This window comes from Streptomyces sp. NPDC049813, from assembly GCF_044465085.1.
In the GTDB taxonomy this organism is placed as follows: domain Bacteria; phylum Actinomycetota; class Actinomycetes; order Streptomycetales; family Streptomycetaceae; genus Streptomyces.
This window is the reverse complement of the sequence record NZ_JBITLI010000010.1, coordinates 128,294-140,511: the sequence shown is the minus strand read 5'-3', so window position 1 is coordinate 140,511 and position 12,218 is coordinate 128,294. Positions and strand designations below refer to the sequence as shown.

10 protein-coding genes are annotated in these 12,218 nt (G+C 73.0%); 4 read left to right on the top strand and 6 right to left on the bottom strand.

All coding sequences use genetic code 11. From position 1 onward, the window contains the following. Positions 1-24: 24 nt before the first annotated feature. From ACIBW6_RS21285 to ACIBW6_RS21265, 5 genes are all read right to left on the bottom strand, one after another. Positions 25-915, bottom strand: a complete 891-nt coding sequence (locus ACIBW6_RS21285; protein WP_399061797.1) for a Gfo/Idh/MocA family protein — start codon at positions 913-915, stop codon at positions 25-27. Then, positions 912-2,159 (bottom strand): ROK family protein, encoded by a 1,248-nt coding sequence (locus tag ACIBW6_RS21280; protein ID WP_399061795.1) that lies wholly within the window; start codon positions 2,157-2,159, stop codon positions 912-914. The genes ACIBW6_RS21285 and ACIBW6_RS21280 overlap by 4 nt, the downstream gene beginning before the upstream one ends. Positions 2,160-2,220: 61 nt before the next feature. Further along, positions 2,221-3,087 carry a carbohydrate ABC transporter permease gene (locus ACIBW6_RS21275; protein WP_399061793.1) on the bottom strand — a complete coding sequence of 289 codons (867 nt, stop codon included), beginning with the start codon at positions 3,085-3,087 and terminating at the stop codon, positions 2,221-2,223. Between the two features lie 14 nt (positions 3,088-3,101). Next, entirely contained in the window at positions 3,102-4,127 is a 1,026-nt protein-coding gene (locus ACIBW6_RS21270; RefSeq protein WP_399061791.1) for a carbohydrate ABC transporter permease, read from the bottom strand. 71 nt (positions 4,128-4,198) lie between these two features. Then, positions 4,199-5,602 carry an ABC transporter substrate-binding protein gene (locus ACIBW6_RS21265; protein ID WP_399061789.1) on the bottom strand — a complete coding sequence of 468 codons (1,404 nt, stop codon included), beginning with the start codon at positions 5,600-5,602 and terminating at the stop codon, positions 4,199-4,201. Positions 5,603-5,740: 138 nt separating this feature from the next. On the opposite strand from ACIBW6_RS21265, the gene ACIBW6_RS21260 reads away from it, so the two are divergent. The 4 genes from ACIBW6_RS21260 to ACIBW6_RS21245 are packed head-to-tail and all read left to right on the top strand — an operon-like array spanning position 5,741 to position 10,910. Continuing rightward, positions 5,741-6,787 (top strand): zinc-binding alcohol dehydrogenase, encoded by a 1,047-nt coding sequence (locus ACIBW6_RS21260; protein WP_399061787.1) that lies wholly within the window; start codon positions 5,741-5,743, stop codon positions 6,785-6,787. 15 nt (positions 6,788-6,802) lie between these two features. Further along, a complete protein-coding gene (locus ACIBW6_RS21255; protein WP_399061785.1) occupies positions 6,803-7,603 on the top strand; it encodes a sugar phosphate isomerase/epimerase family protein in 801 nt (266 codons plus the stop codon). Further along, positions 7,600-8,961 carry an MGH1-like glycoside hydrolase domain-containing protein gene (locus ACIBW6_RS21250; RefSeq protein ID WP_399061783.1) on the top strand — a complete coding sequence of 454 codons (1,362 nt, stop codon included), beginning with the start codon at positions 7,600-7,602 and terminating at the stop codon, positions 8,959-8,961. Before ACIBW6_RS21255 ends, ACIBW6_RS21250 begins: the two co-directional genes overlap by 4 nt. Next, a complete protein-coding gene (locus ACIBW6_RS21245) occupies positions 8,958-10,910 on the top strand; it encodes a glycogen debranching N-terminal domain-containing protein (protein WP_399061781.1) in 1,953 nt (650 codons plus the stop codon). The genes ACIBW6_RS21250 and ACIBW6_RS21245 overlap by 4 nt, the downstream gene beginning before the upstream one ends. 48 nt (positions 10,911-10,958) lie before the next feature. Here ACIBW6_RS21245 and ACIBW6_RS21240 read toward each other — a convergent pair whose 3' ends face one another. After that, entirely contained in the window at positions 10,959-11,879 is a 921-nt protein-coding gene (locus ACIBW6_RS21240) for an endo-beta-N-acetylglucosaminidase H (RefSeq protein ID WP_399061779.1), read from the bottom strand. Between the last annotated feature and the right edge of the window lie 339 nt (positions 11,880-12,218).

Sequence of the window (12,218 nt, the reverse complement as noted above, 5' to 3'; positions counted from 1 at the left end):
GTCCGGGGGGCGGGGCCGGCCGCGCTACTGCCCCGCGGCGCGGGCGAGCAGCCGCTGCAGCCGCAGGCCGCGGTGGGCGTCGAGTTCGCCGGAGCGGCCCGCCCGGACCGCCTCGGCGAACTCGCGGCGCAGCACCGGCCAGCACTCGTCGTGGTCGATCCCCGCGGTGTCGTAGACGAGTTCGGGGCCGGGGCCGAAGAGTTCGACGCGGGTCAGGGCGCGTTCCCGGGCGACCGAGCCCGACAGCGACGCCTGGCTGATCGCGCCGTTCTCGTGCGTGCACGTCAGCTCGATCCAGCGGCGCGAGTCGCCGGTCGCGCGGATGTCGGCGACCGGGCCGACGGCCGCGTCCAGCAGGTCGAGCAGGTGGGGGCCGAGGTCGTACAGGGCGCCGTGCTCCAGCCGCCAGGACGTGGCGAAGTCGCCGCCGAGGAAGGCGCCGTGCAGGTAGCAGGAGCGGGCGCCGGTGACGTCGAGCCGCCGGGCCTCCTCGATGAAGCGCCGGGTCTGCGGGTGGTACCGCTTGGTCAGGACGAGCTGCGAGACGACACCGGCCGTGTCGACGGCGTCCACCAGGCGCTCGGCCGCCGCGAGGTCGAGGGCGAGCGGCTTCTCCAGCAGGAGAGCTTTGCCCGCGGCGGCGGCGAGCGGCGCCAGTTCGGCCTGGACGGAGGGCGGCACGGCGAACGCGACGGCCTCGCAGTGGTCGAGGAGTTCGGCGAAGTCCGCGGCCACCCGGGCCCCGTGCGGCGCGGCGGTCTCCCGGGCCGCTTCGGTGCGCCGGGCCCAGACGGCGGTGAGCCGGGTCTCGGGCCCGGCGGCGAGCATCCGGGCGTGCACGGCGCGGGCCCACGGGCCCGCGCCGACGAGTCCGACCCGGACGGGGTCGTGGGTCCATGCGGCGGTCTCGGTCATTGGTCTTCCTGTGGTTCGGGGGCGGCGGGCGCGGCCTGGGCGAGGACCCGCAGGCGGGCGTCGGCGCGCTGCGGCGCGTAGAGGACGTCGACCACCATGGCGGCGGCGCCGATCAGGCCCGCGTGTTCGCCGAGTTGTGAGGTGACGACGCTCAGGTGGGCGGTGGTGCGCGGCATCGCGCGCTGGTAGAGCAGTTCGCGTACGCCGGTCATGAAGGGGATGCCGGCGAGGTCCCCGGCGAGCATCAGGACGCCCGGGTTGAGCAGGGTCACGACGGTGGCGAGGACCTCGCCCACCCGGCGGCCTGCCTGCCGGGCGAGCCGGACGGCGTCGGGGTGGCCCTGGTCGAGGAGGGCCTTGACGTCGGTCGCGGTGGTGACGTCGAGGCCGAGGCCCGACAGCTCCCGGGCGAGGGCGCCGCCGCTGGCCACGGCGGCGAGGCAGCCGTAGGAGCCGCACATGCACAGCGCGTCGGGCCGGTCGTGCAGGCGGATGTGGCCGATGTCGCCGGCGCCGCCGTCGATGCCGCGGAACGACTCGTCGTGGACGACGACACCGGCACCGATGCCGGTGGAGACCTTGACGAGGACGAACGCGGAGCAGTCGGGGTGGCCCATCTGCTGTTCGGCGCGCGCCATCAGGTTGGCGTCGTTGTCCACGAAGACCGGGACGCCGGTGCCGTGCGCGTCCCGCATGCAGGCGCCGACGTGCGCGGCGTACGCCTCCTGCATGCGCTCCCGGACCGGGAAGCGGTCCCAGCCGGGCATGATCGGCGGCTGCACGATCTGCCCCTTGTCCCAGTCCACCGGGCCCGGCACGGACAGGCCGACGCCGCAGACCGCGGCCGCCGGGACGCCGGCGGCGGTGAGCAGTTCGGGGAAGCGGCGGGCCAGTTCGTCCAGGACCCGGTCGGGGCCGTCGCCGATGTCCAGGTCGCCGGTGTGCTCGGCGAGGACGGTCCCCGCGAGGTCGAGGACGGCGACGCGGGCGTAGCGGGTCTCCAGGTCGACGGCGAGCACGGCGGCGTGGCCGGGGTCGAAGACGATCCGGTGGGAGGGGCGCCCGCCGGTGGACGTGCCGGTGTCCTGGCGCAGCCAGCCGGCGCGGTTCAGCTCGTCGAGGCGGTGGCCCACCGTCGAACGGGACATGCCGGTCGCGCGCTGCAGGTCGGTCCGGGTGTGGGCGCGGCCGCCGCGGATCAGCTGCAGCAGCCCTCCGGCGCTCGCCGGACTCGGCGTGGTCATCGCGTTTCTCCCCCTCATGAGGCCGTGTGGTCCGGTGCCCGGGTCGGCCGTGGCGTGTCGGTCAGCTCTTGTCCGCGCCGGCGGTGAGCCCCTCGGTGAGCAGGCGTTCGGCGGCGAAGAACAGGATTACCACGGGGATCGTCAGCACCACGGAACCGGCCATGAGGACGGTCTTGGAGACCTCGATGCCGTTGGCGAGCTGGGCCAGGCCGAGCGAGACGGTCCACTTGTCGGGGTCGGCGGCCAGGAACAGCAGCGCGAACAGGAACTCGTTCCAGGCGATCATCAGCACGTACAGGCCGGTCGCCATCAGGGAGGGCAGGGCCAGCGGCAGGATCACCTTGCGCAGCGTCTGCAGGCGGCTGCACCCGTCGAGCGCGGCGGCCTCCTCGATGGAGTACGGGATGGTGACGAGGTAGTTCTTGAGCATGTAGATCGCCACGGGGACCGTCTGCGCGACGTAGACGATCGCGAGTCCGACGAGGCTGGACGACAGGCCGATCTTCGCGAACATCACGAACAGCGGGACCGCGAGCAGCGTCGAGGGGAACAGGTAGACGGCGAGGAACAGGGCGCTGATCTGCCGGCCGCCGAAGAACTTCAGCCGGCTGATCGCGTACGCGCCGGGCACGGCGGCGAGCAGGGTCAGGGCGACCGTGCCGAGGGAGACGAGCGCGGAGTTGCGCAGGAGTTGCAGGAAGCCCTGGCCGCCGTCGGCGGTGGAGCGCAGCACCTCGGTGTAGGTGTCGAGGGTGAACTGCCGGGCCGGGACCCACAGGGAGCCGGGGTCGAGCAGCAGCGCGTCGATGGGCTTCACCGACAGCAGCAGCATGTAGTAGAAGGGCACGCAGGTGATCAGGGCGAGGAAGGCGATGACCACCCATCGCGCGACGCCGAAGAACCGCTCCTCGAACTGGGCTCGTGTCATGGCCGCCTTACGGGTCACGACTCCTCCTGCATCTTGTTGCCGAAGAACTTGAAGTACAGGCCCAGCAGGACCATGAGGGCGGCGGCCAGGACGAGGGCCTGGGCGGCCGCGGCGCCGACGTCGTAGCGCGAGGTGAGGAAGTCGTAGACGCGCACGGCGGCCACGTCGGTGCCGGCGCCGCCGCCGGTCAGCAGGTAGACGTCGTCGAACTTGTTGAACGTCATGATGAAGCGCAGCACGCACAGCAGTGCGATGACGGGCATCAGCTGGGGCAGCATGATGTGCCGGAAACGCTGGGTGGGGGTGGCGCCGTCGACCTTCGCGGCCTCTTCCAGGCTGTCCGGCACCGCTTGCAGGCGGGCGAGGATGAACAGGAAGGCGAACGGGAAGTACCGCCAGCATTCGAAGGCGATGACGGTGAGCAGCGCCAGCGGGATGTCGACGTGCACGCCGAGCAGGTGGACCTCGTACTCGCGGGTCGACAGGAAGGCGATGGGGTCGTCCCAGCCGAGGAAGCGCTGCCCCCAGTCGTTGACGATGCCGTACTGCGGGCTGAGCGCGGTCTCCCAGACGAACGCGACGGCCACCACGGGGGCCACGTAGGGCAGGAGCATCGCGGCGCGCAGCAGGCCCCGGCCGCGGAAGGGCTTGCGCAGGGCGAGCGCGGCGACGAGGCCGAGCGCGACGGAGCCGAACGTGCCGCCCACGGTGTACAGGACGGTGGTGCCGAGGCTGGACCAGAAGCCGGCGGAGTCGAAGACCTGCGCGAAGTTGGTCAGGCTCCAGTGGCCGAAGAGGCCCATGCCCTGGATGTCGACGAGCTTCGCGTGCTGGAAGGCGAGGAGGACCGTCCACAGGATCGGCAGCACCACGACGACGAGGACGACGACGAAGGTGGGGCTGACGAAGGCGAGGCCCGCGCGGCCCTCGCGGCGGCTCGCGGTGAGCGGGCGGCGCGGGCGGCGGCCGCCGGTGGTGGGCCGGGGCGCTCCGTCCGGAGGGCCGGGGCGCTGGTCCGCGCTGGTGGTGGGGGTTGTCATGGGCGTGGCTTTCGTGAGGACGACGGCGTGGGGCGGGGCCCCCGCTGCGGGTGCTGGGACCGCACGGGCTGCTATTGCAGGGACTTCTTCAGGGCGGCGACCTCGTCCTGCGCCTCGCGTGCGGCGTCGGCAGGGGAGGTCTGGCCGCCGGTCATGGCGCCGATGGCCTTCGGGACGGGCAGGTCGCCGTTGGTCGCGCCGATGAGCGCGCCCTCGCCCTGCTCGATGCCCCAGCGGCGGATGTTGCCGACGCCGTCGGCCAGTTGTCGCAGGAGTGCGGGCGAGTAGACCTCGTCGAGCGGCTTGCGGTCGTCGACGCCGAGCTTGCTGTGGCGCCAGGCGGCCAGGTACTTCCCGGGGGCCTGGGCGGTGCCCCGGCGGACCGGGATCTTGCCTTCGGGGGCCATGCCGAACCAGGACTCGTAGCCGCTGCCCATCATGTACTCGATGAACTCGCGGGAGGCGTCGGTCTCGGCGGTCTTGGTGGTGACCCAGGAGGTGACCTCGCCGAACTGGGCGGCCCGGTCGGAGTCCGTGCCCTTGAGGGCGGTGACGACCCCGGTGTGGTCGGAGAGGAAGCGGCGGTCGTCGCCGCACTCCTTGCAGCTGGGCAGGGCGTCCTTGCGCAGGCCCGCCAGCTCGTCCAGGAGGAAGGAGGACCAGATCATCATGGAGGAGCGGCCCGCGAAGTAGGTGGCGCGGGTCGAGTCGACGGTCTGGGTGCCGGGGGCGCCGTACTCCCGGGCGAGCTTGTCGTACGTGTCGAAGGCGGTCCGGCACTTCGGCGAGTCGAGGGCGACCTCGTGCGCGGTGTCGACCATCTGGCAGCCGTCCGCCAGGGCGAGGCTCTCGAAGCTCTGGGAGGTGAAGACGTCGGAGGGGTCCGTGGCGGCGGACATGCCGTCGTGGCCCTTGGCGGTGAGCTTCTTGGCCGCTTTCAGGAGCTTGCCGTAGGTGTCCGGTGTGCCGAGTCCGGCCTTGGCGAAGTCGTCCTTGCGGTAGACGAGGAGCTGGAGCCAGGCGTCGGAGGGGACGCCGAGGTTGACGCCCTGGTCCGTGGTCAGGTCCAGGGCGTTCTTGTTGAAGGTCCCGGCCCCCAGCTTCCGCACGATCTGTCGCGGTATGTCGGTGTTGAGCAGGCCGTTGCTGTACATCTGCCAGGTCTGCCCGAGCGGGGCGGCGCCGATCACGTCGGGGAGGTGGCCCGAGGCGGCGGCGCTCATGATGAGCTGCGGCATCTGCCCCTCGTCGACGCCGACGAGATGGACCTTGACGCCCGTCTTCTTCTCGAAACCGTCAATGATCTGCTGCGTCGCGGCGACCCGGTCCGGCAGGTTCTCCTGGGACCACACCGTGATCTCCCGGTCCGGCCTGCCCGGCCCGGTACTGCCGGAGCAACTGGTGAGCAGTCCTATGCCCAGAGCTGCCGTGACGCCGGCCGCGGTCGTCCTCGACCAGCGGGTCCTGGTGCGCATCGCCTGTCCTCATCGCCTCATCGCCGACTTACGTCTATCCGATACGCATCTCAGCACTACTTTTGCTTGTTGACAAGACATAAGTTGAGGATAGTCTCGACCTAACCAACACCCGCACCACCCTTTTCGGAGTCGTCCGTGGAACGCGTCGTTCAATTCACAGGTCCCCGCCAGGTGGAGGTGGCCCCGCACGAGAGCGCGGGGCTGACACCCGGTCACCTGCGGGTCCGCACCCGCTTCTCGGGGATCTCCGCGGGCACCGAGCTCACCGCCTACCGCGGCACGAACCCGTACCTGACGCGCACTTGGGACGCGCAGTCCCGGCTCTTCCGGGACGGCGCGGCCGGCATCAGCTACCCGGTCGTCGGCTGGGGCTACTCCGAGGTCGGTGAAGTCACCGAGGTGTCACCGGAGTTGGCCGGCACCCCGGGGATGCCCGCCGTCGGCGACCTGGTCTGGGGCATCTGGGGCCACCGCAGCGAGGGCATCGTGCCCGCCGAGCGCATGATCGGCCACACCCTGCCCGCCGGGCTCGAACCGCTGGCCGGCGCGTTCGCCCGGGTAGGAGCCATCGCCTACAACGCGATCCTGTCCGCGCAGATCAACCTCGGCGAGGACGTCGCGGTCTTCGGGCAGGGCGTCATCGGCCTGATCGCCACCCGGCTCGCCCAGCTCAGCGGCGCGCGCGTCACCGCGGTCGACGCGATGGACGTCCGCCTGGCGGCCGCCCGCACGTACGGCGCGCACACCACGCTCGACGCCCGCTCCGGCGTGGTGGCCGACCGGATTCGTGAGGCCACCGACGGGCGCGGCGCGGACCTCGCCATCGAGATCTCCGGCGCCTACCCCGCCCTGCACGAGGCCGTCCGCTCGGTCGCCGTCGGCGGCCGCGTCGTCGCCTCCGGCTTCTACCAGGGCGACGGCACCGGCCTGCGGCTCGGCGACGAGTTCCACCACAACCGCGTGGAGATCGTCTGCTCCCAGATCGGCGGCGTGCCCGCCCCGCTGTCGGGCCGCTGGAGCGTGGAGCGGCTCCAGCAGACCTTCCTGCGCCTGGTCGCCGAGGGCCAGGTCGACGTGGCGGGCCTGGTCAGCCACGTCGTCCCGGTGGCGGACGCCGCCGACGCCTACGTCCTGCTCGACGAACGCCCCGCCGACGCCCTCCAGGTCGTCCTGGAATTCTGAGAGGTATCCGCAACCATGCTGAAGACCGCTGCCCAGGAACAGCTGCTGCCCGGCGAGACCCTCCAGGAGAAGTGGGACTTCGCGCAGGCCGCCGGCTACGACGCCATCGAACTGCGGGCCAAGGGGGACCTCCACTTCGCCTCCCGGCTGCCCGAGCTGAAGCAGGCCGCCAAGGACGGCGTCGTCATGCCGACCGTCTGCGTCGAGATGCTGCACTTCTTCGGCGCCTTCGACGACGACCTGCGCCGCGACGCCATCGTGCAGATGAAGTCGCAGCTGACCGTCGTCGGTGAACTCGGCGGCCTCGGCGCCCAGACCCCGGCCTCCTACGGCATGTTCTCCCGCCGCCTGCCGCCGTTCGAGCCGCCGCGCTCGCCCGAGCAGGACCGCGAGATCCTCCTCTCCGGGCTCACCGAACTCGGCGAGCACGCCGCCGCCGAGGGCGTCACGCTCTACCTCGAACCGCTCAACCGGTACGAGGACCACATGGTCAACCGGCTGGACCAGGCCGCCGACCTGCTGCGCGAGGTCGGCCTCGACTCCGTCAAGATCGGCATCGACAGCTACCACATGAACATCGAGGAGGCCGATCCGGCGGCCGCCATCGTCGCGCACGCCGCCTACATCGGACACGCCCAGGTATCGGACTCCAACCGGTTCCAGCCCGGCGCCGGCCACCTCGACTGGCCCGCCTGGCTCGGCGCCCTGCACACCATCGGCTACGACGGCTACCTCGCCGCCGAGTGCCGGCTGACCGGCGACCCCGTCGAGGCGGTCCGCTCCGTGCCCGCGTTCCTCAAGGGGTCCGGCGCGTGACGGCACTCCTCGACCCGCCCGCCCGCACCACCGCCGGGGAGCAGGACCTGCGGCGCGGCGCGGCGCGGGTCCTCCTCGGCAACTGGGCCGGCACCAGCACCGTGCCGTCCCGCACGCTCTATCCGCACCAGTGGAGCTGGGACTCCGCGTTCATCGCGATCGGCCTGCGGCACCTGTCGCCGCGCCGTGCCCAGCGCGAGCTGGAGTCCCTGTTCGCCGCCCAGTGGGGTGACGGGCGGGTGCCGCACATCGTCTTCAACCCCTCGGTGGCGAACGGCGCCTACTTCCCGAGCCCCGACTTCTGGCGCAGCTCGACGGCGGGCCGCGCGGCCGGGGCGCCCGCGGCCCGTGAGACCTCCGGCATCGTCCAGCCGCCGGTGCACGCGCTCGCCGCCTGGCTCACCCACCTCGCCGACCCGCGCGAGTCGCGGCGCCGCGGCTTCCTGCCCCGGCTCTACCCGCGGCTCGTCGCCTGGCACGACTACCTGCTGACCGCCCGCGACCTGGGCGGCGGGGGCCTGACGGCCGTCGTGCACCCGTGGGAGCCCGGCATGGACAACAGCCCGTGCTGGGACGCCGCGCTCGCCCGCGTCGCCCCGGCCGACCCGGCGGGCTTCCGGCGCGCCGACCTCGACCACGGGCACCCGGCGGACCGCCCCACGGACCTCGACTACGGCCGCTACGTCCAGCTCGCGCTGGACTACCGCGACGCCGGGTACGACGACCGGGCCGCCGGACACCGCTTCGCCCTGGAGGACCCGTGCGTCAACGCGCTGCTGATCGCCGGTGAACGTGCCCTCGCCGAGATCGCCGCCTGCCTGGGCGAGGACGCGGCGGCGCACCGGGCCCGGGCGGACCGGCTCACCGAGGCCCTGGTGGCCCGGCTGTGGGACGAGGACGCGGGGCTCTTCCTCGCCCGCGACCTCACCGACGGCACGCTCGTGCGCGAGCGCAGCGTGGCCGGACTCGTCCCGCTGCTCACGCCCGGCCTGCCCGAGCCGGTCGTGGACCGGCTGGTCGCGACCCTCGACGGCCCCGGCTTCCACGCCGGCGCCACGACCCTCGTGCCCAGCTACGACCTGACGGGCCGGGCCTTCGACCGGACGCGGTACTGGCGCGGCCCCGCCTGGTTCAACACCGCCTGGCTGATCGAGCGCGGGCTGCGCACCCACGGCCGGCACGACCACGCCGACCGGGTCCGCGCGGCGATCCTGGAGACGGCGGGCGCCACCGGTTTCGCCGAGTACGTCGACCCGACCACCGGCGAGGGACGCGGCGCCCGCGCGTTCTCCTGGACGGCGGCGCTCACCCTCGACCTGCTCGCCGCCGGCCGGGAAACCGGGAAGGGACACCGATGAGCGCCACCGCAGCCCGCGCCCAACTGGTGCGCGACGCCACGTTCGTGCACCTCGACGCCGACGGCACCGTCACCCGCACCCGCGGCACCTCGCCCGACGGGCTGTTCGTCCGGGACGGCCGGCACCTGAGCCGCTGGCAGCTCACCGTCGACGGCACCGCGCCCGGCGTCCTGACCGCGCTCACCGCGGGCGCCGACGGGACCGGGGAGTGCGTCCTCACCCCTCAGGGCACCCGGGACGCGCCGCCCGCGTACACCGTCTTCCGCCATCAGGCGGTCACTGCGGGCGCGTTCACCGATGTGCTGAGCCTGGTCAGCAACAGCCCCGACCCGCTCGTCGCGGAGGTCGCCGTCACCGCGGACGCCGACTTCGCGGACACCTTCCAGCTGCGTGCGGACGACCGCCACTACGCCAAGCCCGGCGCGGTCCGCGGCGCCCGGCGCACGGACGCGGGCGTGGAGTTCGCCTACGAGCGGGACGACTGGCGCTCGCGCACCACCGTGCGGGCCGAGCCCGTGCCCGACGCGGTCGACGCGGTCGGCACCGAGGACGGCGTCGGCAGTTGCGACGGCGGGGTGGGCGCGGACGGCACCGCGCACCGGCTGGTGTGGCGGCTCACCCTGCCCGCGCACGGCCGGGCCGAGGTGCGGCTGCACGTCACGGCGCACCCGCACGGCGGCCCCCAGGTCGCCGCCCCCGTCGCCGCACCGGCCGCGGACCGCCTCGACCTCCCGGACGGCGAGCTGGGCCGGGCCTGCGCCCAGGGCCTCACCGATCTGGGCCTGTTGACGGTCGCCGCCACCGGCGTGGACGGCGCGGCCGTCGCCGTCCCGGCGGCCGGGGTGCCGTGGTTCCTGACCCTGTTCGGCCGGGACTCGCTGCTCACCTCGTACTTCATGCTCCCCTACCGGCCCGCTCTCGCGGCCGGCACGCTCAGCGCCCTCGCCGCCACCCAGGGGACGCGGACCGATGCCTTCCGGGGCGAACAGCCCGGCCGCATCGTGCACGAGACGCGGCGCGGCGAACTCGCCCGCTTCGGGCAGATCCCGTACGGCCGCTACTACGGGTCCGTCGACGCCACGCCGCTGTTCCTGGTGCTGCTGCACGCCCACTACGAGGCGACGGCCGACCCGGCGCTCGCCGCCGCCCTGGAGCGGCACGCGCGCGCCGCGGTCGACTGGATGCGCGGCGACGGCGGCCTCGGCACACACGGGTACCTGGTGTACACACCGGACCCGAACGGCCTGGTCAACCAGAACTGGAAGGACTCCGCGGGCGCCGTCTGCCACAAGGACGGCACCCAGGCGAGCGGCCCCATCGCCGTCTGCGAGGCCCAGGGCTACGCCTACGACGCGCTGCGCCGCACGGCGCGCCTCGCCGACGAGGTGTGGCAGGACCCGTCCTACGCACGGGAGTTGGACCTGCTCGCCGACGCGCTGCGGGACCGGTTCGGCCGGGACTTCTGGATGGCGGCGGACGACTTCCCGGCGCTCGCCCTCGACGGCGCGGGCCGCCAGGTGGACGCGCTCGCCTCCGACGCGGGGCACCTGCTGTGGTCCGGCATCCTCGACGAGGAACGCGCCCGGCGCGTGGGCCGCCGCCTCCTGGAGCCGGACTTCTTCTCCGGATGGGCGATCCGCACCCTCGCCGCCGGCCAGCGGCCCTACCACCCCTTGTCGTACCACCGCGGCAGCGCGTGGCCGCACGACAACGCGGTGATCGCGCTCGGCCTGGCCCGGTACGGGCTCGGCCGCGAACTGCGGCGGATGGCCGCCGGTCTGCTCGACGCGGCGGCCCACCACGGCCACCGGCTCCCCGAGGTCCTGGGCGGTTACGCCCGCACCGACGCCGCCGCGCCGGTGCCCTACCCCCACTCCTGCTCCCCGCAGGCCTGGGCGGCCGCGACGCCGTGGGCGCTGCGCACCGCCCTGGAGGCGGTGGGCGGCTGAGGACGCGCGGGGGCGGCGTCCGCACCTGACCCGGACACCGCCCCCGCCCTACGGGGTGTAGACGGCGTCGCTGCCGTACAGCTCCCGGGTGAACGCGGAGACGTCCCCGCTGCGGTCGCTGCCGTCAAGGTTGTACGTCAGATAGACGCCGTACCCCTCGCTGACCGTGCGGCGCGCGAGGTCGGCGACCGTGCCCGGCGCGGTCCTGCCGATCTCGACGGCCGCCGGTGACAGCTTCTCCTTGGGCAGCCCGACGGCCGGGACCTGCCAGCTTCCGTAGTACGGGTTCCAGGCGTAGTCGAAGGCGGACGAGACGTCGACGCCGCCGTACGACAGCCGCGCGGCGGCCGGGCCGATGTTGTAAAGGCTGATGATCTTGCCGGGCAGGTCCGCGCGCAGCGCCGTCACCAAGTGCACGAACGAGCTGTCGTTGGGCTGCCCCGTGCCGTTGTTGCCGTAGTCGGCGTACTCGTCGTCGAAGTCGACGCCGTCGAGCCCGTACCGCGTCACCGTGTCCGCCAGCTGCCCGGCGAACGCCGAAGCGGCCTGCTGGGACGGGAAGTTGGCGAAGCCCGCGCCTTCGTGGTTGCCCAGCACGGACAGGACGACCTTGATGCCCTTCTGCTGCAACGGCCGGATCTGCGTGGCGGCGTCGTCCAGGACGCGCTGCACGTTCTCGTTGAAGTGCAGATACGCCGTGCCGGTGCCCGTGTCGTAGTTGATGTTCGCCGCGAAGATGACGGCGACGTCGAAGACGTTCCCGCCGCCGTCGGCGAGGCTGTACTTGCCGACGTTCAGCATGCTGTTGTTGTTCACCTCGACGTACGCCACCGAGGTCGGTCCTTGCGCCGCCGCGGGCGCGGGGGCCGCGCTCGCGCCGGCGGTCGAGGTCGTGCCGAGGGCGAGGGCCGCGACGGCCAGGAGCGCGAGCGCGGCCGCGCGCGCTCTGCGCCGTAGGAGAGTCAGCATCGTCGATCGGTCTCCCATCACGTGGGGGGCGGCGCCCGAACTGTTCGAGAGCGCCGGGTGAACCCCGATCCTTCCGCTCCCGGGCCCGGATCCCCCCAGCCGTGCGGCAACTCTTCACGACTCCCCCGCACCCCGCCGGACCCACCGGCAAACATCGGGGGGCCGTGATCATCGGATCGAGTTAATGTCCCCGGTTTCTCGTGGTCGGACCGGCGCGACGGACCTTACTGTTCTCACGAAATCCGGGCGAATTCCCGTCCGTACAGCCGCATTTCGCCCTCGCCCGCTCCCTGCCCGGCACGCGCGCCCGCCATCCGAACCGACCGAGGAGAACTCCCC

Coding starts and splice junctions, on each gene's coding strand:
- ACIBW6_RS21285 (WP_399061797.1), bottom strand. CDS start 915: ATGACCGAGACCGCCGCATGGACCCACGACCCCGTCCGGGTCGGACTC.
- ACIBW6_RS21280 (WP_399061795.1), bottom strand. CDS start 2,159: ATGACCACGCCGAGTCCGGCGAGCGCCGGAGGGCTGCTGCAGCTGATC.
- ACIBW6_RS21275 (WP_399061793.1), bottom strand. CDS start 3,087: ATGACACGAGCCCAGTTCGAGGAGCGGTTCTTCGGCGTCGCGCGATGG.
- ACIBW6_RS21270 (WP_399061791.1), bottom strand. CDS start 4,127: ATGACAACCCCCACCACCAGCGCGGACCAGCGCCCCGGCCCTCCGGAC.
- ACIBW6_RS21265 (WP_399061789.1), bottom strand. CDS start 5,602: ATGCGCACCAGGACCCGCTGGTCGAGGACGACCGCGGCCGGCGTCACG.
- ACIBW6_RS21255 (WP_399061785.1), top strand. CDS start 6,803: ATGCTGAAGACCGCTGCCCAGGAACAGCTGCTGCCCGGCGAGACCCTC.
- ACIBW6_RS21245 (WP_399061781.1), top strand. CDS start 8,958: ATGAGCGCCACCGCAGCCCGCGCCCAACTGGTGCGCGACGCCACGTTC.
- ACIBW6_RS21240 (WP_399061779.1), bottom strand. CDS start 11,879: ATGCTGACTCTCCTACGGCGCAGAGCGCGCGCGGCCGCGCTCGCGCTC.